At 63.5% G+C, this 22,899-nt stretch carries 23 protein-coding genes; 12 read left to right on the forward strand and 11 right to left on the reverse strand.

Annotation, left to right across the window (positions count from 1 at the left end; genetic code table 11):
• Positions 1-54 precede the first annotated feature (54 nt).
• Complete coding sequence (locus L9B60_RS00865) at positions 55-981, forward strand: cupin domain-containing protein (protein ID WP_249675167.1); 927 nt, start codon at positions 55-57, stop codon at positions 979-981.
• Here L9B60_RS00865 and L9B60_RS00870 read toward each other — a convergent pair.
• The 4 genes from L9B60_RS00870 to L9B60_RS00885 all read right to left on the reverse strand — a co-directional run bounded on the left by L9B60_RS00870 (position 978) and on the right by L9B60_RS00885 (position 5,040).
• Entirely contained in the window at positions 978-1,889 is a 912-nt protein-coding gene (locus L9B60_RS00870; RefSeq protein ID WP_249675169.1) for a LysR family transcriptional regulator, read from the reverse strand. The genes L9B60_RS00865 and L9B60_RS00870 overlap by 4 nt on opposite strands.
• Before the next feature lie 42 nt (positions 1,890-1,931).
• Entirely contained in the window at positions 1,932-3,107 is a 1,176-nt protein-coding gene (locus L9B60_RS00875) for an MFS transporter (RefSeq protein ID WP_249675171.1), read from the reverse strand.
• A 166-nt stretch (positions 3,108-3,273) separates the two neighbouring features.
• The gene (locus tag L9B60_RS00880; RefSeq protein WP_249675173.1) at positions 3,274-4,647 is read right to left on the reverse strand and encodes a purine-cytosine permease family protein; all 1,374 of its coding nucleotides are present in this window, start codon (positions 4,645-4,647) and stop codon (positions 3,274-3,276) included.
• A 33-nt stretch (positions 4,648-4,680) separates the two neighbouring features.
• The gene (locus L9B60_RS00885; RefSeq protein WP_249675175.1) at positions 4,681-5,040 is read right to left on the reverse strand and encodes a hypothetical protein; all 360 of its coding nucleotides are present in this window, start codon (positions 5,038-5,040) and stop codon (positions 4,681-4,683) included.
• Between the two features lie 260 nt (positions 5,041-5,300).
• Here L9B60_RS00885 and L9B60_RS00890 point away from each other — a divergent pair, with 260 nt between their 5' ends.
• Positions 5,301-6,803: an NCS1 family nucleobase:cation symporter-1 gene (locus tag L9B60_RS00890; RefSeq protein ID WP_249675177.1), complete on the forward strand. Its 1,503-nt coding sequence runs from the start codon at positions 5,301-5,303 to the stop codon at positions 6,801-6,803.
• Here the strand turns inward: L9B60_RS00890 and L9B60_RS00895 are convergent.
• Positions 6,733-7,365, reverse strand: coding sequence for a DUF4865 family protein (locus L9B60_RS00895; protein ID WP_249675178.1), 633 nt, complete (start codon positions 7,363-7,365; stop codon positions 6,733-6,735). The genes L9B60_RS00890 and L9B60_RS00895 overlap by 71 nt on opposite strands.
• Complete coding sequence (locus L9B60_RS00900; protein ID WP_249675180.1) at positions 7,362-7,760, reverse strand: tautomerase family protein; 399 nt, start codon at positions 7,758-7,760, stop codon at positions 7,362-7,364. The genes L9B60_RS00895 and L9B60_RS00900 overlap by 4 nt, the downstream gene beginning before the upstream one ends.
• 104 nt (positions 7,761-7,864) lie before the next feature.
• Between L9B60_RS00900 and L9B60_RS00905 the strand changes: the two genes are divergently transcribed.
• Positions 7,865-8,713, forward strand: coding sequence for a LysR substrate-binding domain-containing protein (locus tag L9B60_RS00905; protein WP_249675182.1), 849 nt, complete (start codon positions 7,865-7,867; stop codon positions 8,711-8,713).
• A gap of 24 nt (positions 8,714-8,737) precedes the next feature.
• Here the strand turns inward: L9B60_RS00905 and L9B60_RS00910 are convergent, their stop codons facing one another.
• From L9B60_RS00910 to rutR, 5 genes are all read right to left on the reverse strand, one after another.
• Complete coding sequence (locus L9B60_RS00910; RefSeq protein WP_249675184.1) at positions 8,738-9,955, reverse strand: phosphopentomutase; 1,218 nt, start codon at positions 9,953-9,955, stop codon at positions 8,738-8,740.
• Positions 9,952-11,259: a thymidine phosphorylase gene (gene deoA / locus L9B60_RS00915; RefSeq protein ID WP_249675185.1), complete on the reverse strand. Its 1,308-nt coding sequence runs from the start codon at positions 11,257-11,259 to the stop codon at positions 9,952-9,954. Before deoA ends, L9B60_RS00910 begins: the two co-directional genes overlap by 4 nt.
• Positions 11,260-11,268: 9 nt before the next feature.
• On the reverse strand, positions 11,269-12,534 hold the full coding sequence (locus L9B60_RS00920; protein ID WP_249675186.1) for a NupC/NupG family nucleoside CNT transporter: 1,266 nt from the start codon (positions 12,532-12,534) through the stop codon (positions 11,269-11,271).
• Between the two features lie 28 nt (positions 12,535-12,562).
• Positions 12,563-12,961, reverse strand: coding sequence for a cytidine deaminase (locus L9B60_RS00925; RefSeq protein ID WP_249675188.1), 399 nt, complete (start codon positions 12,959-12,961; stop codon positions 12,563-12,565).
• Positions 12,962-13,227: 266 nt separating this feature from the next.
• Positions 13,228-13,899 (reverse strand): HTH-type transcriptional regulator RutR, encoded by a 672-nt coding sequence (rutR, locus tag L9B60_RS00930; protein ID WP_249675191.1) that lies wholly within the window; start codon positions 13,897-13,899, stop codon positions 13,228-13,230.
• A gap of 243 nt (positions 13,900-14,142) precedes the next feature.
• Here rutR and rutA point away from each other — a divergent pair, with 243 nt between their 5' ends.
• The 9 genes from rutA (at position 14,143) to codA (ending at position 22,719) form a co-directional block, all read left to right on the forward strand.
• Positions 14,143-15,225, forward strand: coding sequence for a pyrimidine utilization protein A (rutA, locus tag L9B60_RS00935; RefSeq protein WP_249675193.1), 1,083 nt, complete (start codon positions 14,143-14,145; stop codon positions 15,223-15,225).
• Positions 15,225-15,965, forward strand: a complete 741-nt coding sequence (gene rutB / locus L9B60_RS00940) for a pyrimidine utilization protein B (protein ID WP_249675195.1) — start codon at positions 15,225-15,227, stop codon at positions 15,963-15,965. The genes rutA and rutB overlap by 1 nt, the downstream gene beginning before the upstream one ends.
• Positions 15,962-16,345 (forward strand): pyrimidine utilization protein C, encoded by a 384-nt coding sequence (gene rutC, locus L9B60_RS00945; RefSeq protein ID WP_249675197.1) that lies wholly within the window; start codon positions 15,962-15,964, stop codon positions 16,343-16,345. Before rutB ends, rutC begins: the two co-directional genes overlap by 4 nt.
• A 15-nt stretch (positions 16,346-16,360) precedes the next feature.
• Entirely contained in the window at positions 16,361-17,140 is a 780-nt protein-coding gene (gene rutD, locus L9B60_RS00950) for a pyrimidine utilization protein D (protein WP_249675199.1), read from the forward strand.
• A gap of 14 nt (positions 17,141-17,154) precedes the next feature.
• Positions 17,155-17,667, forward strand: a complete 513-nt coding sequence (rutF, locus tag L9B60_RS00955) for an NADH-dependent FMN reductase RutF (protein WP_249675201.1) — start codon at positions 17,155-17,157, stop codon at positions 17,665-17,667.
• A 32-nt stretch (positions 17,668-17,699) separates the two neighbouring features.
• Positions 17,700-18,722 carry a purine-nucleoside phosphorylase gene (locus tag L9B60_RS00960; protein WP_249675203.1) on the forward strand — a complete coding sequence of 341 codons (1,023 nt, stop codon included), beginning with the start codon at positions 17,700-17,702 and terminating at the stop codon, positions 18,720-18,722.
• A gap of 279 nt (positions 18,723-19,001) precedes the next feature.
• Positions 19,002-20,267, forward strand: coding sequence for a cytosine permease (codB, locus tag L9B60_RS00965; RefSeq protein ID WP_249675205.1), 1,266 nt, complete (start codon positions 19,002-19,004; stop codon positions 20,265-20,267).
• Complete coding sequence (locus tag L9B60_RS00970) at positions 20,264-21,487, forward strand: PucR family transcriptional regulator (protein WP_249675208.1); 1,224 nt, start codon at positions 20,264-20,266, stop codon at positions 21,485-21,487. Before codB ends, L9B60_RS00970 begins: the two co-directional genes overlap by 4 nt.
• Positions 21,484-22,719 (forward strand): cytosine deaminase, encoded by a 1,236-nt coding sequence (gene codA, locus L9B60_RS00975; RefSeq protein ID WP_249675210.1) that lies wholly within the window; start codon positions 21,484-21,486, stop codon positions 22,717-22,719. The genes L9B60_RS00970 and codA overlap by 4 nt, the downstream gene beginning before the upstream one ends.
• Positions 22,720-22,899 lie beyond the last annotated feature (180 nt).

Raw genomic sequence — 22,899 nt, forward strand, 5'->3', positions numbered from 1 at the left:
GACCCGGCCCTTCGTATAGTGGCCCTACCGTGACCACCGCGAAGGAGTAGAACAATGAATAGCCTGACCCAGCACCTGGACGCCCACCAACTGGACGCCGAGTATTTCGAGTACAGCAAGGCCGCCAACCCGATCAGCGCCAACCTGATTAGCCGTATCCCTTACCACAGCTTTCCAGCCTCGCTTTGCGACAGCGGCCCTTCCCGGGTTTTGCCGCTGGACTTGAGCGAGGCCCTTGGCTGCCAGGGCCCGGCGACCGGCCCGGGCCTGTGCGCCAACTTTATCCGCCTGAACGCCGGCGACAGCCTGACGCTGGCCCCTAATGCCACCTCGCAAGTGCTGTACGTGATTGCCGGCAGCGGCGCGCTGGCCCAGGGTGAGCAAGCGTTCGACTGGGACAAGGGCTGCTTCATCGCCCTGCCCGGTCTTACGGCCACGCAATTGACTGCGCGCCAGGACAGCCGCTTTTACTACGTGCACGACGAGCCGCTGCTGCGCTACTTGGGGGTAAAGGCCTGCGAGCAACGCTTCAGCGCAACCCTGTATCCGGCAGAACTTGCCAACGCCAAACTGCGCGAAGCCGCCGATGACCCGCGCGCCCAGGACCGCAGCCGCATCAGCATTTTGCTGGGCAACCGCCACTTCCCGCAAACCCGCACCGTGACCCATGTGCTGTGGGCCATGTACGGGATATTGCCGCCGGGCTCGGTGCAAAAACCCCACCGGCACCAGTCGATTGCGCTGGACTTCATCATCGACAGCCCTGAGGGTTGTTACACCCTGGTGGGCACAGAGCTTGATGCCAATGGTCAGATCCGCAACCCCACGCGAGTGGACTGGACGCCGGGGTTGGCCTTTGTAACCCCGCCGGGGTACTGGCATGCGCATTACAACGAGTCGGATAAAGAGGCGTTTTTGATTCCGATCCAGGATGCGGGGCTGCAAACGTACTTGCGCTCGCTGGATATTCGGTTCAGCTAATCGGATGCTGATGGGCCTGGCTTTAGACCCTGGCCCAACGCCTGCACCACGAAATCGATAAAACAGCGCACCTTGGAACTCACGATCCGCTTGGGCGGGTAGATAAACCACAGCGGCTGGCTGACGTGCAGCGTCCATTCGGGCAAACACACTTGCAGGCGGCCGTCACGCAAGCTTTGCGCCGCCAACCAATCGGGCAGCACTGCCACGCCCAGTCCCTGCTGCGCGGCCAGCAGGCGTGCATCCAAATCCGCCAGGCTGATCACGCCCTTGAGCATCACGCTGTGCGCCTCACCTGTGCGCATCAACAGCAGCTCATCCCCCGCCGAATGCCCGAGAATCGCCGGCACCTGCCCCACCGCTTCAACCGTATCGGGCAAGCCATGGCGCTCGATAAAACCCGCCGACACGCACAGCACCGACCGCTCATCGCCAATGCGCCGCGCTTTCAAACTGGAGTCGGTCAATACGCCGATACGGATCGCCAGGTCCACGCCCGAATGAATCAAATCGACCTTGGCCTCTTCAAGCACCAGCTCCAAGCGAATTTCCGGGTAACGCTCGGTGAACCCCCTCAGCAAAGGCAGTACATGATGACGCGCAAACGCCGGTGGCAAGTTGAGCTTGAGCAGGCCACGCGGGTGCTGGTTGAGCGCGGATGTCGCAGCCTTGGCCTGATCCAGCTCGCTGAGCACCCGTTGGGCATGGTGCAGGAAGGTTGCACCGCCCTCGGTCAGGCGCAGGGTGCGCGTGGAGCGGTTGAACAAGGCGATGCCCAGGTCTTGCTCCAGCTCCTTGACGTAGCGCGACACCGTAGAGGCCTTGATGCCCAGGCGCTCAGCCGCCCGAGAGAAGTTATTGCCGTTGGCCGCCTCGACGAAGGCGGTCAATGCTGCGAAGTAATCCACGGGTAAGCCTCGTGCTGCCGGAGCCGCTGATGATACCCGGTTTCAGGCCAACTGCAGGCTACGACGCTGCTGGCGAGACTTGCGCAGGTGGCTGCTCATCAACAGCACGAACGCCAGCACCGGCAACAGCATCGCCAGTTGCAAACCAATGCTTGCCGACAACAGCCCGATGATCGGCGGTGCCAGCAGAAAACCGGTGTAGCCCAGGGTGCCGTTGATGGCCAAACCCAGGCTGGGGGCATGGGGGTAGGCGCGGCTGGCCTGGCTGTAGAGCAACGGCACCATGTTGGCCAGCCCCAGACCCACCAGCACGAAGCCTGCGATGCAAGGCAGTGGCTGCGGCACCAACATCACCAACAACAGGCCCAGCGCACCCAGCGCACCCGAAGCACTGAGCACCGCGTTGACGCCCAAGCGGCGGATAATGGCGTCCCCCGACAAACGCCCCAGGGCCATGGCCAGGCTGAATGCGCCAAAGGCAAACGCGGCGATGTTGCCGCTGGCATGGCTGACGTCGGTGAGGTACAGCGAACTCCAGTCGATCACCGTGCGCTCGATGAACAAGGCCAGGAACGTAAGCCCGGCAATGCACAGCAACGTGCGGTTGGGCCAGGTGAATGGCGATCTCGACGCCGCCGGCAGCGCGCTGGCAGGTTGCAGGTTACCCAAGGCGCCTGCAGCCAACACGGTAACACCCCCCATCAACACGCCGGCCAACGCCAGGCATTGCAGCAGCCCCAGTTGATCGGATAACAGCCCCGCCACGGTGGACGCCCCTGCCAGCCCGCCGATGCTGAACACCGCATGGAAGCCCGACATCATTGGCCGCCCCCGCGCCGCCTCGATCATCGAGCCGTGGGTGTTCATGGATACGTCGAGCAGGCTGTTGGTCACGCCCAGGCAGAAGATTGCCGCCGTCAGCGCCCACACCGAATGGGCCAGCGCACAAAACGGCACGACCAGCGCCACCAGCAAGCCACCAATGATCAGCGTGGTGTGGCTGCCCAGCCGGGTGACCAAGGCACCGGCCAGGTACAGGGTGAGCATGGTGCCAGCAGCGAAGGCACTCAGGGCCAGGCCCAGTTGCTGGTCGCTCAGGTTCAGCGCCTGTTTCATGCCGGGGATGTTGGTGGCCCAGATGGCCAGTACCATGCCGTTAGCGAAAAACACGCTGGAGGTGGCGATCCGTGCCCGTTGCAAAGCGTTGGTGCGCAGCATTCAAACCTCGTCTTACTGTTGTTCTTGTTGTACTCACGCACAACGACCCGGATGCTTTGGCGCAGCAGGATTCGTTCCAATCCACTGCACCGGTCATCCGGGTCGCTGTTTGGCTCGTAATCGTTTACATCCTAAACCTGATCACGTGGGCGAAACAGTGTTTTTTTCAGGCAACCTGGCGCGCCATGTTGCTCACGTAGCGGTTGGCCTTGTAGCGGGCATAGCCCACGTAGAGGGCGGCGGGCACGATCAGGGCTGGGATCCAGGCCACGTCACTGCCAATCATTTTGGCGAAATAGCTGTGGTAGAACGACATGTCCATGAACGGCACTGTGGAGGCCACGCCGATGATAAAGATCACCAGGGTCGACACGTTGTATTTACCGTACACGCCGTCGACGTTGTACATGTCCTCGACCACGTATTTACCCTTCTTCACCAAGTAGAAGTCGGCCAGGTTGATGGAACTCCACGGCACCAGGAAGTACACCTGGGCAATCAGGATGTCGGCAAAGTAGGCGTTGAAATCGTACTGGGTGGCGATGGCGATGGCGGTGGCGGCGAGAGCCGAAATACCCATGGCGATGAACTTGGTGGTGCGGCTGATGCGCGTCATGCCGCGCAAGCCCGAGAAGATGGTCATGCACGACATGTAGGCGCTGTAGAGGTTGAGCGAGTTGATCTCCAGCACGCCCAGCACCACGATCACCATGGCCACTTTCGCCCAGGGCCCGAAGAAGCTGGCGATTGCATTACCGGGGTTGTTGGTGACATCCGCAAACTGGGTGGCCAGCAGCGCGCCCAGCAGCATGACCAGGCCTGCGCCCAGCAGGTTGCCGACGTAGCTGAACCAGAACGTCTGCTTGCTGGAGATGTGCGGCGGCAGGTAGCGCGAGTAGTCCGCGACATAGGGGCCAAAGCCCAGCGTCCAGGACGCCGCTTGGGTGACGGTCAAGGCGAAGGCGGCGAAGGTGAAGCCGGTGCTCAGGTCCATGGCGCCGACCGGCAGGGGGTGTTGCAGGGCAAGCGCAGCGACAATCAAGAAGATGATCCCTGACAGCGCCGACATGATCGCGCCCAGGCGGTGGATCAGTTCATAACCGATAAAACCGATGATGAACGACACCAGGCCAAAGAGGATGATCGCAGTGTTGTCGCCCACGTCCATGAATGACTTGATGGCGTCGCGCATTACCACGCCGTTGGCGGCAGTGAACAAAATGAACGAGACGTAGTTAATCAACAGCGGGAAGCCCGCCCCCAGCACGCCGAACTGCGCGCGGCTCTGGATCATTTGCGGGATGCCCAAGTGCGGGCCTTGCGTGGAATGCGCGGCCATGAACACCGTGCCGATCACGCACCCCAGGATCAGTGCCAGGCAGGTCCAGGCCAAGCTCAACCCGGCGACAATGCCCAAGGTGCCGACCACCAGCGTGGTGACCTGCATGTTGGCGCTGAACCAGATGGTAAACAACCGGCGCGGGTGGCCGTAGCGTTCCGCCAGCGGCACGAATTCTATGCTTCTTTTCTCGATGTCCATCGTGGGCCTCTCAGGCTATGTAAAGGATTACATTCAGGGCGCTAAAAAAAGAAACCACTCCCCTCGTACGAGCATGAACGGTTTCTTGTAAAGGATTACAAAGCAGCGTTCGTGCCATAAACCGCGAAACGCTTGCGCAAGCGGGTCTAAGGCAGGGGCCCGGTTGGCGCGGGCGGCAAAAAAGGCCGTGCAAGTGTCTGCTTTGGTAACAGCGGTGTTCCCGGCGCGGTGCACGGAAACGGTGCCGGCGCGCCTGCGGGGAACAAAAACAAGGCACGGGCAGAGGGGCTGCAGCATTGGGACTGCAGCCATCTCAATGTTTGAACGCTCCCGTTCAGGCATATCCATCGTTGCCGCCGTGGTGAAGATCTCTTCAATGGTGGTCCGCTCCACCCCGACGTAACCTGAGGTAACGCTTTGTATACATGTGTGCTAGCAATAAATCGATGAAAACAGAAATAGCTTATTTTTTCATAGGCTTAAGCTGATCAAAGGGTCAATTATTTATCACCGACTTTCAGTGGCTTAGCGGCATTTGCAGGTTAACCGCACAACAACCCATTCGTTTGGCAGGCTTTCCTGGCACAGATCTGGCAACCGGAAAAACGACTTTGTATACAACAACAAATACAATTTGCGTGGAGTCGACTCGAATGCAGTTACACAGCCCCGCCACCGCCCGCTACCCCGATGCAACCGCCGACCTGCCCTGCCTGAGCCCACGCCTGCACAACGCCGACCTTGCCCCAACGCCGGTAGAAGGCCGGCGCTGGGGCGCGTATAGCATCTTCGCGCTGTGGACCAATGACGTGCACAACATCGCCAACTACTCCTTCGCCATCGGCCTGTACGCCTTGGGCCTGGGTGGCTGGCAGATCCTCTTGTCGCTGCTGATCGGCGCAACGCTGGTGTACCTGTGCATGAACCTGTCCGGCTACATGGGCCAGAAAACCGGGGTGCCCTTCCCGGTGGTCAGCCGCATCAGCTTTGGTATCCACGGCGCGCAGTTGCCGGCGTTGATCCGTGCGGTGATCGCCATCGCCTGGTTCGGCATCCAAACCTACCTGGCCTCGGTGGTACTGCGCGTACTGCTGACCGCCGTCGCGCCCGCGCTAAGCGTCTACGACCAAGGCCTGGTCCTGGGCCTGTCGCACCTGGGTTGGGCCTGCTTCGTCAGTATCTGGCTGGTGCAACTGGTGATCCTGGCCTATGGCATGGAAATGGTTCGCCGCTTCGAGGCCTTTGCCGGGCCGATCATCCTGCTGACCGTGACGTGCCTGGCCGTGTGGATGGTGTTCAAGGCCGACGGGCACATCGCCTGGTCGATCCGCGAGCCGCTGCAGGGTGCCAAGATGTGGCGCAATATCTTTGCCGGCGGCGCCTTGTGGCTGGCGATCTACGGCACGCTGATCCTCAACTTCTGTGACTTCGCCCGCTGTGCGCCCTCACGGCGCAGTATCCGCCTGGGCAATTTTTGGGGCTTGCCCGTAAACATCCTGGTGTTTGCCAGCATCACCGTGCTGCTGTGCGGCGCGCAGTTTTCGATCAACGGTCACATCATCCAGAGCCCCACGGAGATCATTCAGGCGATCCCCAACACCTTTCTGCTGGTACTCGGTTGCCTGGCCTTTCTGATCGTCACCGTGGCGGTGAACATCATGGCCAACTTCGTCGCCCCTGCATTCGTGCTCAGCAACCTGGCGCCGCGCCTGCTCACCTTCCGCCGCGCCGGCATGATCAGCGCGACCTTGGCGGTATTGATCCTGCCTTGGAACCTTTACAACAGCCCGGTGGTGATCGTGTACTTCCTGGCCGGCCTGGGCGCCCTGCTCGGCCCGTTGTACGGCATCATCATGGCCGACTACTGGCTGCTGCGCGCCAGCCGGGTGAACGTGCCGCAGCTGTACAGCGAAGACCCCACCGGCGCCTACCACTACCACCGCGGCGTCAACCCGCGGGCGGTGCTGGCGTTTATCCCGGCGGCGGTGATTGCCATCGTCTTGGCCCTGATCCCGGCGTTCGAGACGGTGTCGGCGTTTTCCTGGCTGTTTGGCGCGGCGATCGGGGCGGCGGTGTATCTGCTGATCAGTGATCGTCGGCAGGTGTTTGTGGAGGTGAGTGGGGAAGCGATTGCGGTGCAGGGCTCAAATCACTGACAGGCCGTGACAGGTGCAGCACATGATAATGCTGCACCCCCGCCCCCACCTCGAACCCCTCGCACTGGCGGTAAAACACCAGCCGCACCAGCGTCCAGGTCGTGGGTTCAAAAGCAACCACGGTGCTTACCACCGCCGGTTGGCTCATCAACCGCCGGCTGGCCTGTACCTGCGCCTGGCAAAGCGTGGCCACCGAGACATCGGCCGGGATCGCGCTCACCTCCCGGCGGGCAAACCGCGCCAAGTGCAGGTCGTCCAGCCCTTGCACTTGGATCGTCGACCACGTACTGACAGGGGGCCTGCCAAACGCCTGGGCCACACCCGCGAACGCTTCGCTGCGCAAAAAATCCTGCTGCGCGGGGGCGTTGGCCCACAGGTAGAACGGTGCGTACAGGTTGGCCTGGCTCGGCACCACCCAATCGGTGCGCACCGCCATCAGGAAAGCCTTGAATACCAGGTCAGGCCAGGCGTCGAACAGGTGATGCTTGGCCCCAACCCTGCTCGCGATCTGCGCCATGTCGTAATCGTCGGCCAATTCAATGGTGTACTGCAGCGCGATCATGAGGCCAGCGCCTTGACCGCCGGGTTAACGCGCCCACCGGCAAATGACCATTCGTGGGCGGCCGTGGTGGTGATGATCACCATCACGTCTTCCGGGTCGATGCCCAGCACTTCGTGCAAACCCGCCACCAGCGCTTGGTAAAAGCCCTGGGTGACCTCGACGCTGCGCGTGCGCCCGGCGGTGATGGCGATCAGCACGAAGTTCGCGCTGCGCGGGCCACCCAGGTATTGCGCATCGACAATCAGCTCGCCGGCGTCGTGCTGGTGGATGACCTGGAAGCGGTCGGTGGCCGGCACCTCGAACGCGGCGACCAAGGCCTCGTGTACACCCTGGGCCAGGCGTTGCAGGTATTCGGGGGTTTTGCCGCGATTCAATGAGATACGTGCCAAGGGCATGTTCAAAGCTCCAAGTGAGTTGACGCCTTGAGCCTATCGCGCGACCATCATGCTGAATATCAGATTGATTGGTACCAACCATCCTGTTTTTCGGGACATTTGCCATGCGCCACCAAAGCTTTGATCTCGACGTGTTGCGCACCTTCGTCACCGGTGTTCAATACAACAGCTTTGCCCAGGCAGCCGAGCGCCTGGGCCGGTCTACCTCCGCGGTCAGCGCGCAGTTGAAGAAGTTGGAAGACCAGGTCGGCAGCCCGGTGCTGGAGCGTTCGGGCCGCGGGCTGGCCTTGACCCCGGTGGGCGAGGCGCTGCTCAGCCAGGCCCGCCGGTTGCTGGAGCTCAACGACGAGATCTTCAGCAGCCTGCGCGAAACCCAGGTACAGGGCACTGTGCGCCTGGGGTTGCAGGAAGACTTTGGCGAACACCTGTTGAGCGATCTGCTGCAGCGCTTTGCCAGGCTCTACCCCAAGGTCAGCCTGGAGGTGCACATCGGTCGCAGCCGCGACTTGCTGGCGATGATTGCCAGTGACCGAGTCGACTTGGCACTGGCCTGGGACACCGGGCAGCACACGCCCTACGCCCAGACACTGAGCGAAACCGCGATGCAGTGGATCGGCAAGGCCCACGCCACGCCCTTCCCTGGCGACGCGCCGTTGCCACTGGTGCTGTTCGATGCGCCGTGCGTGTTGCGCAGCGCCGCCACCCAGGCACTCGATGGCGCGGGCATCGCCTGGCGGGTGGCGTTTACCAGCCCCAGCGTCGCGGGTTTGTGGGCGGCCGTGAACGCCGGGCTGGGGGTGACGTTGCGCACGCGTATCGGCCTGCCGGGGCACTTGGCGGTGCTGACCGGGCTGCCCGCGGTGGGCGTGCTGGGGGCGGTGTTGCATTGGGGCGCCGAGCAGCCAACGCCAGCGGTCAAGGTGTTGGGCGGGTTGATCGCCGACGCGTTTTGAGGCAGCGCAACCGGCCTGCGGACATCACCGGAACGACACGCCAAACGGCAACGGCCCCACCCCCAAATGCGCAGCCACCGTCTGCCCGATATCGGCAAAACTTGCGCGTTCACCCAACCACCCTGCCGCAAGCCCTGCGCCGCAAGCCACGACCGGCACGTGCTCGCGGGTATGGTCGCTGCCGGCGCGGGTAGGGTCGCAGCCGTGGTCGGCGCTGATCACCAGCAGCGTATCGGGCCCCATGAGCGCCAGCAACTCGGGCAGCCGCCGGTCAAAGGCCTCCAGCGCCGCTGCGTAGCCGGCCACGTCGCGACGGTGACCATAGAGCATGTCGAAGTCGACGAAGTTGGCAAACACCAGGCTGTTGTCCGGCGCCTCGCGCGTGGCGCACAGGGTGGCGTCGAACAGTGCGTCGTTACCCTCGGCCTTGTACAGCCGGCTGATGCCACGGTGGGCGAAGATATCGCCGATCTTGCCCACGGCATGCACGCTGCCGCCCGCCTGGCACACAACGTCCAGCAAGGTCGCCGAGGGCGGCGGCACGGTGTAGTCGCGACGGCCACCGGTGCGGCGAAACTCGCCTGCACGTTCGCCCGTGAAGGGCCGCGCGATCACCCGGCCGACGTTGTAGGGGTCGCACAGGCGGCGGGCAATTTCACACACCCGGTACAGCGCCTGCAGGCCAAAATGCGCTTCGTGGGCGGCGATCTGCAACACGCTGTCGGCCGAGGTGTAGCAGATGGGCTGGCCGCTGGCGATGTGCGCCTCGCCCAGTTCATCCAGCACCGTGGTGCCCGAGGCGTGGCAGTTGCCGAGAATACCCGGCAGGCCTGCCTGCCCGATCAAATCGGCGAGCAATGGCGCGGGGAAGGAGCCGACCGGCGAGTCGAAGTAACCCCAGTCGAACAGCACCGGTACGCCCATCATTTCCCAGTGGCCGGAAGGGGTGTCCTTGCCCGAGGATAGCTCGCGCGCATGGCCATAGGCGCCCGTGGGAACGCCCTCGCCCCAGTGGCCAGGCAACGGCCCGGCACCGCTGGCCGCCGCAGCCGCGCCCAAGCCCAGTGTGCCGAGATGGGGCAGGTGCAAGGGCCCGCTGCGCAACGGCCCATCGGCCTCGCCCCGGGCACAGGCCTGGGCGATGTGGCGCAGGGTGTCGGCGCCACTGTCGCCAAAGCGTGCGGCGTCAGCGCTGGCGCCGATGCCCAGGGAGTCAAGCACCAGCACGATGGCCTTGCTCATGTGACCTCCTGGATCAAGGGCCGGGCAGGCAAAGGTTCAGCGCCCAAACGGTAAGCCGCGCGCAGGGCGCCAGCACCCCGCTCTGCCTGCTGCGCATCACGGGCATGCACCCAGCCCAATGGCCGCTCGGTGCCCACTGTTTCACCCACGAACGCCAGCTCGCTGAACCCCACGGCCAGGTCCAACACATCGTGCGCAGCCTGCCGGCCACCGCCCAACGCCACCACCGCCAAGCCCACGGCGCGGGTATCGATGGCCGTGACGCAACCCTCCCCCATTGGCCACACCGGCACCGACACGGGCGCCTGGGGCAGGTAGTCTTCGGGGTGGTCGGTGAAGTCCTGCGGGCCGCCCAAGGCTGTGACCATGTGCGCGAACCGTTGCAACGCCGCGCCGCTTTGCCAGGCCTGGTGCAACTGCTCGCGGGCCTGGGCCAGGTCGCCCGCCAGGCCCGTCATCACCAGCACCTGGGCGGCCAGGGCCAAGGTCACCGCCCACAAGCGCTGGCTGCGTACCTGGCCCTTGAGCAAGGCCACCGCCTCGGCCACTTCAAGGGCATTGCCGGCGCTGCGGGCCAGGGGCTGGTCCATGTCGGTAATCAGCGCTCGGGTGCTGACGCCTGCGCCATTGGCCACCGCGACAATGCTCGCGGCCAACTCGGCCGCCTGCCCGTGCTGGGCCATGAAGGCGCCGCTGCCGGTCTTCACGTCCATGATCAACACGTCCAGGCCTGCGGCCAGCTTCTTGCCCAGGATGGACGCGGTGATCAGGTCGACCGACTCCACCGACCCCGTCACATCGCGAATGGCGTACAAGCGTTTGTCGGCCGGGGCCAGGTCGGCGGTCTGGCCAATGATCGCGCAGCCGACGTGCGCCACCACCTGGCGCAAGTGCTCAAGGCTGGGCTGGCAGTCGTAGCCTGGGATGCTTTCAAGCTTGTCCAGGGTGCCGCCGGTATGGCCCAGCCCGCGCCCGGAAATCATCGGCACGTAACAGCCGCAGGCAGCCAGCAAGGGCGCCAGCGGCAGGCTGACCAGGTCGCCTACGCCACCGGTGGAATGTTTATCGACCACCGGCCCCGGCAAGGCCCAGCTCAGCACCTGCCCGGAGTCGCGCATGGCGGTGGTCAGGGCAAGGCGCTCCTGCACATTCATGCCCTGGATAAACACCGCCATGGCAAATGCCGCCACCTGGCCTTCGCTCAAGGTGCCATCGGCAATGCCGGCGACAAAGCGTTGAATGTCGTCCGTGGCCAGGGTATGCCCGTCGCGCTTACGGCGAATCACTTCTTGTGGCAACCACATACCTGCTCCTTACAGCGAAATGAAAAACCCGACGATGGCCGCACTCATCAGGTTGGACAGCGTACCACCGACCATTGCCCGCAGCCCCAAGCGGGCCAGTTCATGGCGGCGCTGGGGGGCGATGCCGGTCAAGCCACCCAGCTGAATGGCAATCGAGGAGAGGTTCGCGAAGCCGCACAGGGCGAAGGTCACGATCACCTGGGTATGGGCCGACAACAGCGGGACACCGGCTTCGGCCGCCTTGGCCGGGGTCAGGTAGTTGGAGAGGTCGGCGTAGGCGACAAACTCGTTGAGCACCAGTTTTTCACCGATGAAACCACCGGCCATGACCGCTTCGTGCCACGGCACCCCCAGCAGGAATGCGATCGGCGCCAGCAGGTGGCCCAGGATCAGTTGCAGGGTAAGTTGCGGGAAGCCGAACCAACCGCCGGCCCAGCCCAACAAGCCGTTGAGCATGGCGATCAGGGCGATGAACGACAGCAACATGGCGCCCACCGCCAAGGCCAGGCGCAAACCCACCTGGGCGCCATCGGCAGCGGCGTCGATGATGTTGGCCGGGCGGTTTTCGGCCTGGCCCAGCTCCTGGACCACGTCTTCGCTGCGCTCAGGCTCGGTTTCCGGCTCCATCAGTTTTGCCATCAACAAGGCACCTGGGGCTGCCATGAAGCAGGCCGCGATCAGGTACTTGAGCTCCACGCCCAAGCCTGCGTACCCCAGCAACACGGAGCCGGCCACCGCTGCAAAGCCCCCCACCATCACGGCGAACAGCTCCGATCGAGTCAGCTTGGCAATGAACGGGCGCACCACCAGGGGCACCTCTGACTGGCCGATGAACACCGCCGAAGTCACCACCATAGACTCCACCCGGCTGGTGCCCAACAGCACGCGCAAGGTGCCACCCACCAAGCGAATGACCCAGCCCATCACGCCAATGTAATAGAGCACCGAGATAAAACTGCCGAAGAACACGATCACCGGCAACACCTTGATGGCGAATACAAAGCCACCATTGCCGAACACTTCGAACATGTGCGGCGAGCTCAACCCGCCATAGAGGAACTCGATGCCCTTGTCGGCATACACCTGCAGCGACGACACCGCACCCGATAGCGATGCAAGTACCGCTTGGCCCCAGGGCACGTAAAGGGCGAAAGCACCAATGAGCACCTGAATCGCAAAGGCCACCGAAACGGTGCGCCAGTTGATCGAGCTTCGATGGCGCGATAACGCAATGGCAATGGCAATAAGCGTCGCCATACCGACCAGACTGATCATGTGGTGTACTCCACGAAATAGGGGGGTGTCAGAACGAGTCGAAGGCGCCGGGCAACAGTTGTTCAAGGGTCCAGCTGCGGCTGGCTGCAGGGTCACTGCCCTGGCAGGTGACCACCGCGTCGCGGGCCATCAGTTCCAGCAGCACTTGCCGGCAGGCGCCGCAGGGGCTGATCAGGGCCACCTTGGGTGCGTAGATGGCCATGGCTTTGAAACTACCGGGGGCATGGCCCTGGCTGATGGCGGCAAACAGCGCACTGCGCTCGGCGCAGTTGGTCAGCCCGTAAGAGATGTTTTCCACGTTGCAACCGCTGATGATCTCGCCGCTGGCGGTCAGCAAGGCGGCGCCCACCGGGAAGTGCGAGTACGGTGAATAGGTGCGCTGGGCGGCCAGCTTGGCCTGGTCCATCAATTGTTGTTCTTGGGTCATGCAGGGTGTCCTGTCAAAAGGGAAAACCCACGCCGGTGTCATTGCGCCAGCCAGTGGGTGGTGCTTTGGGTATCGCCCTTACGGTGTTCAGCAGCCCGGGAATTGAGGCGCAACTGCCGATAGCAGAATGTGTGCCAGGATTTTAATGCGCTGATATTTCAATTGGTTGTGAGAGGGAGCAAACGTTTGCAGACCATTTGATCCGCTTTAGAGCGCCTGGTTTGTGCGCGCGTGCGCGGTTTGGGGGCGTGCCTGGAGTGGCCGCGTTATGCGCGCGGCCTGATGCCATCCAGGATTAGCGCGCGCAGGCTCTCCAGCACCTCGGCAAAAAACACCGGGTCGTCCAGGGTCTTGCCCGTGACCGCATCAATCTGGCTACGAAAATCGGTGTAGTGCTGGGTGGTCGCCCACAGCGAAAAAATCAGGTGGTGCGGCTTGATCGGTGCCAACTTGCCGGCATCGATCCAGCCCTGGATCACCGCCACCTTGGCGTCTACCAACTCGCGCAGGGGTTCGGTCAATTCGCTCATCAACAAGGGCGCGCCCTGCACGATTTCCAGGCAAAACAGCCGCGACTCGGCCGGGTGGTCGCGGGACAACTCCAGCTTGATGCGCAGGTATTCACTGATGGCCGCCAACGGGTCTTGCTCGGCGCTGAAGCCACGCAACGGCTGCAGCCACACCTCTAAAAGGTTGCGCAGCACGCTCAGGTACAGCTCGTCCTTGCTGCTGAAGTAATACAGCAGGTTGGTCTTGGACACGTCGGCCAGGTTGGCCACCTGGTCCAGGCTGGTGCCGTGCACGCCATAACGGGAAAACAGCTGCAGGGCGGCGTCCAGAATCACCGAACGCTTGCCTTCCACCAGGCGCTTGCGACGCTTCACGGTCGCGGCGCTAGGCGCACGGGTGGCCTTGGCGGCAGGAGGGGTTTGCTTCACAGGTACCTACCCGTCTTCAACTGAAAGTGGCGCCACTCTACCGTACAAAATGCGCCGTTGCCGTGCACCGCGCACAATCCAGGTGCTCTTTATCAGACCATTTGGTCCGCCTTAAGGCGCGGTGCAATTCCAAGTCATTGTTTCAAAAAAGCTTTCAAAACCTGGCCTGCTTTCTGCAATCAGCCTGGCGTAGCGTGCTCCGCCGCACCGGGCACTCAGTCATCAGCGCATAGAGGTTTGACCATGGACATTGGCATCTTCATCCCTATCGGCAACAACGGCTGGCTCATCTCCAAGAACGCTCCGCAGTACCTGCCCAGTTTCGAGCTGAACAAGACCATCGTGCAAAGCGCCGAGCACTACGGCTTCGACTTTGCCCTGTCGATGATCAAGCTGCGCGGCTTTGGCGGCGAGACCGAATTCTGGGAGCACAACCTCGAATCCTTCACCCTGATGGCCGGCCTTGCCGCCGTCACCAGCCGCATCCAGCTGTTCGCCACGGCCGCCACCCTGACCTTGCCGCCAGCCATCGTCGCGCGCATGGCCAGCACCATCGACTCCATCTCCAACGGCCGCTTTGGCGTGAACCTGGTGACCGGCTGGCAGAAGCCTGAGTACGAGCAAATGGGCCTGTGGCCAGGCGATGAATTCTTCAGCACCCGCTACGAGTACCTGGCCGAGTACGCCCAGGTACTGCGTGACCTGTGGGCCACCGGCAGCAGTGACTTCAAGGGTGACTACTTCACCATGAACGACTGCCGCGTGAGCCCCAAGCCCAAGGCTGCGATGAAGGTGATCTGCGCCGGGCAGAGCGAAGCGGGCATGGCGTTTTCGTCCAAGTACGCCGACTACAACTTCTGCTTCGGCAAGGGCGTCAACACCCCCACCGCCTTCGCCCCCACCGCCGCCAAGCTGATCGAAGCCAACGCGGCCACCGGCCGTGACGTGACCAGTTGCGTGCTGTTCATGATCATTGCCGACGACACCGACGAAGCCGCCCGTGCCCGCTGGGAACACTACAAGGCCGGCGCCGACGAAGAGGCCATCGCCTGGCTCAGCGAAAAGGGCGCGGCCGACAAGAGCCCAGGTTCCAACATGCGGCAAATGGCCGACCCCACCTCGGCGGTGAACATCAACATGGGCACCCTGGTCGGCTCCTGGGCCACGGTGGCGCGCCTGCTCGATGAAGTGGCCAGCGTGCCCGGCACCCAGGGCGTGATGCTGACCTTCGATGACTTCGTCAAGGGCGTGGAAGACTTCGGCCAGAAGATCCAGCCGCTGATGACCAGCCGCCAACACATCAACCTGCTCAAGGAAACCGCCTGATGAATGCCCCCGCACACCTGTCCGGCTACGGCCTGCCACCGGCCACCCAAGCGGCGCGCACCCTGCCCGCGCGCCCCGAAGCCCTGAGCCTGAAAGCCTGCGAAACCGCCTTGGTGGTGGTCGACATGCAAAACGCCTACGCCAGCATTGGCGGCTACCTGGACCTGGCCGGTTTCGACGTGAGCAGCACGGGGCCAGTCATCGCCAATATCCAGAAGGCCTTGGCCACGGCACGCGCCGCGGGCATGCCGGTGGTGTTTTTCCAGAACGGCTGGGACAGCGACTACGTCGAGGCCGGCGGCCCTGGCTCACCCAACTGGCACAAGTCCAACGCGCTGAAAACCATGCGCCAGCGCCCGGAACTGCAAGGCACGCTGCTGGCCAAGGGCGGCTGGGACTACGAACTGGTCGACGAACTCAAGCCCCAACCGGGCGACATCGTGGTACCCAAGACCCGCTACAGCGGCTTCTTCAACACCAATTTCGACAGCCTGATGCGCAGCCGTGGCATCCGCAACCTGGTGTTCACCGGCATCGCCACCAACGTGTGCGTGGAGTCCACCCTGCGCGACGGTTTCTTCCTCGAATACTTCGGCGTGGTGCTGGCCGACGCCACCCACCAGGCCGGCCCGGCGTTCGCCCAACAGGCGGCGCTGTTCAATATCGAAACCTTCTTCGGCTGGGTTTCCACCGTCGAAGACTTCTGCACCACGTTCGCTGAACAGGACGCCCGCCCATGAGCAAAAAAGCCATTATCCCCGCCGGCACCGGCGTGCCCATCGCCCCCTTCGTCCCCGGCTCCATGGCCGACGGCGTGTTGTACGTGTCGGGCACCCTGCCCTTCGACAAAGACAACAACGTGGTGCACGTGGGCGATGCCACTGCCCAGACGCGCCACGTGCTGGAGACGATCAAAAGCGTGATCGAAACCGCCGGCGGCACCATGGACGACGTGACCTTCAACATGATCATGCTGCGCGACTGGGCCGACTACCCGTTGATCAACGCGGTGTACGCCGAGTACTTCGCCGGCGAGAAACCCGCGCGCTACTGCATCCAGTGCGGCCTGGTGAAACCCGACGCGCTGATCGAAATTGCCAGCATCGCCCACATCGGCTAAGCCCTGGAGGCCAGCATGTACTACGAACTTTTGGGGCGCCGCGAGCCCGATGCCCCCACCGTGGTCCTGAGCTCAGGCCTGGGCGGTTCGGCACGCTTTTGGGCACCGCAACTGGCCCTGCTGAACGAGCAATTTCGGGTACTGGTGTACGACCACGCCGGCAGCGGCCGCAGCCCGGCGACCCTGGCCGACGACTACAGCATCGCGGACATGGCCGCCGAGCTGCTGGGCCTGCTCGACTCGCTTGAAATCACCCAGTGCCACTTCGTTGGCCATGCCCTGGGCGGCCTGGTGGGCCTGGAGCTGGCGTTGCAACGCCCGGCCCTGCTGCGCAGCCAGGTGCTGGTAAACGCCTGGAGCAGCCCCAACCCGCACAGTGCCCGTTGCTTTGCGGTGCGCAAAAACCTGTTGAACCACAGCGGCCCCGCCGCCTATGTGCAGGCCCAGGCGTTGTTTCTGTACCCCGCCGACTGGATCGCCGAGCACAGCGCGCAACTGGCCGAGGATGACGCCCATGCGTTGGCGCACTTTCCCGAGCCCGCCAACCTGTTGCGCCGCATCGCGGCCTTGCAGGCGTTCGACGTGGAGGCGCGCCTGGGCGAAATCCAGGCACCCACCCTGTTGATCGCCAACCGCGACGACATGCTGGTGCCCTGGCAGTGCTCGCAGCACTTGGCCGAGCAATTGCCCCATGGGCAACTGGTGTTGCTGGAATACGGCGGCCATGCCTCCAGTGTCAGCGACACGGCCACCTTCAACCGCGTGCTGCTCGATTACCTCGCCGCGTCAGCCTGATGGGAGCCCACCACATGTCACTTGCCCTTGTCGCCCCAGCACCGCACGTCCCGCGCCAGGATTTTCGCAATGCCATGGCCGGGCTCGCTGCCGCCGTGAACATCATCACCAGCGACGGCCCCCACGGCCGCGTGGGCTTTACCGCCACTGCCGTGTGCAGCGTGACGGATGACCCGCCCACCCTGCTGGTGTGCCTGAACCGCTCGGCCTCGGTACACCCGGTGCTGACCGCCAACGCGGTGCTGTGCGTCAACACCCTGGCGGGCGATCAGCGCGAGCTGTCCAACCTGTTCGGCGGCAAAACGCCGATGGCCGAACGCTTTGCCGCTGGCGCCTGGCGCACCGGGGATAACGGCGCACCGCTGCTTGAAGGCGCCGCCGCAGGCTTTGAATGCCGCATCAGCCGCACCGTCGACGTCGGCACCCACGACGTGCTGTTTTGCGAAGTGCTGGCGCTCAAGCGTGATGACCAGGCATCGGCCCTGGTGTATTTCGATCGCAACTACCATGGTCTGTCGACCTGCTGATTTATCTAAAACCATTATCAAAAGGGAATTGAATGTTTACGCGAAACCGCCTCGCCCTGGCCCTAGGCCTCACCCTGGCCGCCGCCACGCAACTGGCCAGCGCCGCTGCACCGGTCACGCCCAAAGTGATGCTGATCACCATGTTCGGCCCCGAAGCGCAGAACTGGATCGAGCGCCTGAAGCTGACCGAAAAAGTCGCCGTGCCGGGGCTCTCGGCCGAGTACCCGAACGTGCTGTGCAACGCCCAGCAGGTGTGCCTGATGACCACCGGCATGGGCCAGACCAACGCCACGGCCTCGACCCTGGCCCTGGCCTTGGCGCCGCAACTGGACCTGCGCAAAACCTATTTCGTGGTGGCGGGCATCGCCGGCATCAGCCCCAAGCACGGCACCCTCGGCACCGCCGCCTGGGCCCACTACCTGGTGGAGTTCGGCACCCAATGGGAACTGGACTCGCGCGATGTGCCCAAAAACTGGCCCACCGGCTACCTGGGCATCAACACCAAAGGCCCCGACGAGAAACCACCGCTGGACTACAAGACCGAAGTCTTCGAGCTCAACCCCACACTGCAAGCCAAGGCCTTCGCCCTGTCGCGCGCGGTCAAGCTCGATGAGAGCAAAGAATCCGCCGCCTGGCGCCAGCACTACCCCTACGCCCCGGCCAACCAGCCACCAGTGGTCACCGAATGCGACACCCTGGCCGGCAACACCTGGTTCTCCGGCACTCGCCTGAGCGAACGGGCCGAGGTGTGGACCAAACTGCTGACCGACAACAAAGGCACCTACTGCACCACCCAGCAAGAAGACAACTCCACCTATGAAGCCCTGCTGCGCGCCAGCCGCTTGGGCCGCGTCGACATCCAGCGCTTGGCGGTGGTGCGCGCGGGGTCTGATTTCGATCGGCCTTACCCTGGCTACAGCGAGGTGGATAACTTGCTCAAGTACGCCGATCAGGGGGGGTTCGTGCCGGCACTGGAGAACCTGTACCGGGCGGGGAACCCGTTGGTGCAGGATATCGTGAGCAATTGGGCGGCTTGGGAGAACGGCGTCAAATAGCTATCCCCCTCCCCCCAGCCCTCTCCCTCAGGGAGAGGGCGCCGACCGAGTGGTAATACAATCTGCCTATACGCCCCTTTCCAAAACCGTGCACACCCTCCCCATTTCGATGCACACTGAACACACCTGAATTCAAAAAACCCATAAAAATGTTCAACCTGCACACAGCCCATTGGCACCTCTGATCAATCCACCCCGCTCACCACGGCAAAACCGCACCTGGCCCGCCGTTTGCTCTACCCCAGGCCTGCCCCCAACCTCATCCTGCGGAGAAAAAAAATGAGTGCTGCCAGCGAGTTTGCCTTGAGCGAGGCCCCACCCGAGGGGCGCAAGGGCTTGTTGCCGATTGCCATGGTGCTGTTCAGCTTTACCTTTTTTACCGGCACCATGTTTGCCGGTGGCAAGATCGGCATGGCGTTCAACGTGACCGACATGCTCTGGGTTGCCTTCATCGGCAACAGCCTGCTGGCCCTGTACGCCGCGAGCCTGGGCCTGATTGCCGCGCGCAGCGGTTTGAACACGGTGCTGATGGGCCGCTTGTGTTTTGGTGAAGTGGGCAGCCGGCTGTCAGACTTTATCCTGGGGTTTGCCGAACTTGGCTGGTATGCCTGGGGCACGGCCACGGTGGCGATTGTGTTGGTGAAGATGCTCGGGTTGGCCGAAGGGTTCACCACGCCCTTGATGGTGCTGTTCGGCTTTGGCTTTTGCCTCACGGCGCTGGTCGGCTTCAAGGGGCTGGAGGTGTTGTCGCGCATTTCGGTGCCGCTGATGTTCATTTTGCTGGTGGTGTCGATGGTCATTGCCACCCGTACCATTGGTGGTTGGCAGGGCCTGAGCGCGGTCATCCCACACGAGACCCTGAGCTTTTCGGCGGCCATTACCATGGTGTTTGGCACCTTCGCCAGCGGCGCTACCCAAGCCACCAACTGGACGCGCCTGGCGCGCAGCGGGCGGGTGGCGGTCACGGCCAGCATCCTGAGCTTTCTGCTGGGCAACGGCCTGATGATCGTGGCCGGGGCCTGGTGCGCCATCGTTTACCAGCAGGCCGACATCGTCGAAGTGATGATGCTGCAGGGCCTGTCGTTTGCCGCAGTGATCATGCTGTGCCTGAACCTGTGGACCATCCAGGGCCCGACCATTTACAACGTCTCGGCCGCCGCCTGCCACCTGGTGCGCAGTGAGCGGCGGCGCACCATGACCCTGGTGGCTGCGGCCATCGGCGTGGTGTTGGCCATCGGTGGCATGTACGAGTGGTTGATTCCGTTTCTGTTGCTATTGGGCGCGATCATTCCGCCCATTGGCGGGGTGATCATGGCCGATTTCTGGTACCGCCATCAGGGCCGTTACCCAACGTTGGCCCAGGCCAACCTGCCGCGCTTCAACGTGCCGGGCCTGGCGGCTTATGCCATCGGTGCGGTGCTGGCCTACAGCTCGCCGTGGATCGCGCCGTTGGTGGGCATCGCCGCCTCAGCCCTGAGCTACATTGTGTTGCTTGAGTTCAGCCGCAAGTTCAGCAGCGCCAAGGCCATGCAGGGGGACCGTTGAGCCTGACCGTCGAAGAAATCCTGCAACTGCCGGGCCTTGAAGAGATGGCCCTGCGCGCAGGCAAAGCACAGCGCCAGCGCAGTGTGCGCTGGCCCTACGTGGCCGAGAACGACGGCATTGCCGACTGGGTGATGGGCGGCGAGCTGGTGTTCGTCACCGGCATCAACCTGGCGCGCAGCGAGGCCAATTTGCTGCGCCTGGTGCGCGAAGGCCACGCCTGCGGCATTGCCGGGCTGGTGATCTTGACCGGTGATGCGTTCATCCAGCGCATCCCTGCATCCGTGGTGGCCCTGGCCGAGCAGTGCGGGCTGCCGCTGATCGAGCAGCCCTACCTGCTGAAGATGGTGATTGTTACCCACCTGATCGGCACGGCGCTGGTGCAGATGGCCCAGGGGCAGCGCTCGCGCGACGACATCCTCGGCCAACTGCTCAACGGCGACTACCCAAGCCTTGCGATCATTGGCCAACGCGCCGCGGCCCAGCAACTAGACCTGCAAGGCCCCAGGCGCCTGGCGGTACTGCGCCTGGGCGGGCTGGACGCGCTGTTCACCCACCAGCCCACCGAAGACGCCGAACGCCAGTTGCAGCACATTCGCCAGGCCCTGCAAGACCACCTGCAGGCCTGGAGCCGCGCCCTGGCAACACCGCTGCCAGTGACCGTGCAGGGCGACCTGTTCGTGTTGCTGCTGGCCGCCGATGAAGACCCACGGTTAGGTCTGGCCCGCCAATACCCTGCCCTGCAACACCTGAGCGCACCGCTGACGGTGTTCATCGGCGTGTCGAGCCTGGTGCAAGACTGCGGCCAATACCGCCAGGCGTTGGGCGAGGCACGCCAGGCGCTGGACGTGGCCGAAAGCCTGCTGCCGGCCAGCGGGCTGTGCGACTACAGCGAACTGGGCGTGCTGCGCCTGCTGCAGGCGATCCCCGACAAACAGGTGATCGACGACTTCATCCGGCAAACACTGGGCAGCCTGCTGGAGGCCGGCCGCAAACACCCCAACACCTTGCTGCACACCCTGGACGCGCTGCTGATGGAAAACGGCAACGCCCTCAAGGCCGCGCAGCGCCTGAACATCCACCGCAACACCCTCAACCAGCGCTTGCAACGCATCGAGCAACAAAGCGGCCATTCGCTGGACGACCCTCTCTTTCGCATGAATGCCTCGGTGGCGCTGCTGGTGTGGCGCATGACCGATGCACAGCTTCAGGAGCACACATGAAGATCATCAACGCCACGCTGCGTAAACAAACCGGCCTGTTCACCGTGACCTGCGAGGGTGAACGCATTGGCGCCATCACTGCGCAGGCGGCGCTTTTGGCCGCCACCGCCGGCGATATCGATGCCGCCGGCCAACTGCTGATCGCCCCGCTGGTGGAGCCGCACATTCACCTGGACGCCACCCTGACCGCCGGCGAGCCTGAGTGGAACATGAGCGGCACGCTGTTCGAGGGCATCGAGCGCTGGGGCCAGCGCAAGGCGACCATCACCCATGACGACACCAAGCAGCGCGCCCACACCACCATCCGCATGCTGGCCGAACACGGCATCCAGCACGTGCGCACCCACGTCGATGTCACCGACCCGACCTTGGCAGCCCTGGCCGCCATGATCGAGGTGCGTGAAGAAGCCCGGCACCTGATCGACCTGCAGATCGTCGCCTTCCCTCAAGAAGGCATCGAGTCCTATGCCAATGGCCGCGCGCTGATGGAGCGCGCCATCGAGATGGGCGCCGACGTGGTGGGCGGCATTCCGCACTTCGAGAACACCCGCGAGCAAGGTGTCAGCTCGATCAAATTCTTGATGGATTTGGCCGAGCGCACCGGCTGCCTGGTGGACGTGCACTGCGACGAGACCGACGACCCGCACTCGCGCTTTCTCGAAGTGCTGGCCGAAGAGGCCCGCGTGCGCGGCATGGGCGCGCGAGTCACGGCCAGCCACACCACGGCCATGGGCTCTTACGACAACGCCTATTGCTCCAAGCTGTTCCGCCTGCTCAAGCAGTCGGGCATCAACTTCGTTTCTTGCCCCACCGAGAGCATCCACCTGCAAGGGCGCTTCGACACCTTCCCCAAACGTCGCGGCGTGACCCGGGTGGCCGAGATCGACCGCGCGGGCATGAACGTGTGCTTTGGCCAGGACTCGATCAAAGACCCGTGGTACCCGCTGGGCAACGGCAACATCCTGCGCGTGCTGGATGCCGGCCTGCACATTTGCCACATGATGGGCTTTGAAGACCTGGCCCGCAGCCTGGACCTGGTCACCGACAATAGCGCCCGCACGATGCACTTGGGCGAGCGTTACGGCATCGTGACCGGGCGCCCGGCCAACCTGGTGATCCTGGACGCCGAAAGCGACTACGAGGCGGTGCGCCGCCAGGCCAAGGCGCGGGTGTCTATACGGGGTGGGAAAGTGTTGATGACGCGGGTCCCGGAGCAGGTAGTCTTCCAGTAACCACACACCGTGGCATGCCTGATTCTATGCGGGTGCTCCTGCAGGGGATCGGGTGTTTCTGTAGGAGCGGATTTATCCGCGAAGAAAGCAGCGCGGTGTACCTGATGCTCTGCGGCGTGGCTTTCGCGGATCAATCCGCTCCTACAGGGTAATGGGTATGCCGGTAGGAGCGGATTTATC

Source organism: Pseudomonas abieticivorans (genome assembly GCF_023509015.1).
Taxonomy (GTDB): Bacteria; Pseudomonadota; Gammaproteobacteria; order Pseudomonadales; family Pseudomonadaceae; genus Aquipseudomonas; species Aquipseudomonas abieticivorans.

Bases quoted from the DNA above. Each gene is read 5' to 3' on its own strand.
- L9B60_RS00905 (WP_249675182.1), top strand. From the start codon at position 7,865: ATGCGCCACCAAAGCTTTGATCTCGACGTGTTGCGCACCTTCGTCACC.
- rutB (WP_249675195.1), top strand. From the start codon at position 15,225: ATGAATGCCCCCGCACACCTGTCCGGCTACGGCCTGCCACCGGCCACC.
- deoA (WP_249675185.1), bottom strand. From the start codon at position 11,259: ATGTGGTTGCCACAAGAAGTGATTCGCCGTAAGCGCGACGGGCATACC.
- L9B60_RS00900 (WP_249675180.1), bottom strand. From the start codon at position 7,760: ATGCCCTTGGCACGTATCTCATTGAATCGCGGCAAAACCCCCGAATAC.
- L9B60_RS00920 (WP_249675186.1), bottom strand. From the start codon at position 12,534: ATGATCAGTCTGGTCGGTATGGCGACGCTTATTGCCATTGCCATTGCG.
- L9B60_RS00880 (WP_249675173.1), bottom strand. From the start codon at position 4,647: ATGGACATCGAGAAAAGAAGCATAGAATTCGTGCCGCTGGCGGAACGC.
- codA (WP_249675210.1), top strand. From the start codon at position 21,484: ATGAAGATCATCAACGCCACGCTGCGTAAACAAACCGGCCTGTTCACC.
- codB (WP_249675205.1), top strand. From the start codon at position 19,002: ATGAGTGCTGCCAGCGAGTTTGCCTTGAGCGAGGCCCCACCCGAGGGG.
- L9B60_RS00895 (WP_249675178.1), bottom strand. From the start codon at position 7,365: ATGATCGCGCTGCAGTACACCATTGAATTGGCCGACGATTACGACATG.
- L9B60_RS00875 (WP_249675171.1), bottom strand. From the start codon at position 3,107: ATGCTGCGCACCAACGCTTTGCAACGGGCACGGATCGCCACCTCCAGC.
- rutF (WP_249675201.1), top strand. From the start codon at position 17,155: ATGTCACTTGCCCTTGTCGCCCCAGCACCGCACGTCCCGCGCCAGGAT.
- rutD (WP_249675199.1), top strand. From the start codon at position 16,361: ATGTACTACGAACTTTTGGGGCGCCGCGAGCCCGATGCCCCCACCGTG.
- L9B60_RS00910 (WP_249675184.1), bottom strand. From the start codon at position 9,955: ATGAGCAAGGCCATCGTGCTGGTGCTTGACTCCCTGGGCATCGGCGCC.
- L9B60_RS00865 (WP_249675167.1), top strand. From the start codon at position 55: ATGAATAGCCTGACCCAGCACCTGGACGCCCACCAACTGGACGCCGAG.
- L9B60_RS00925 (WP_249675188.1), bottom strand. From the start codon at position 12,961: ATGACCCAAGAACAACAATTGATGGACCAGGCCAAGCTGGCCGCCCAG.
- L9B60_RS00890 (WP_249675177.1), top strand. From the start codon at position 5,301: ATGCAGTTACACAGCCCCGCCACCGCCCGCTACCCCGATGCAACCGCC.
- rutA (WP_249675193.1), top strand. From the start codon at position 14,143: ATGGACATTGGCATCTTCATCCCTATCGGCAACAACGGCTGGCTCATC.
- rutC (WP_249675197.1), top strand. From the start codon at position 15,962: ATGAGCAAAAAAGCCATTATCCCCGCCGGCACCGGCGTGCCCATCGCC.
- L9B60_RS00960 (WP_249675203.1), top strand. From the start codon at position 17,700: ATGTTTACGCGAAACCGCCTCGCCCTGGCCCTAGGCCTCACCCTGGCC.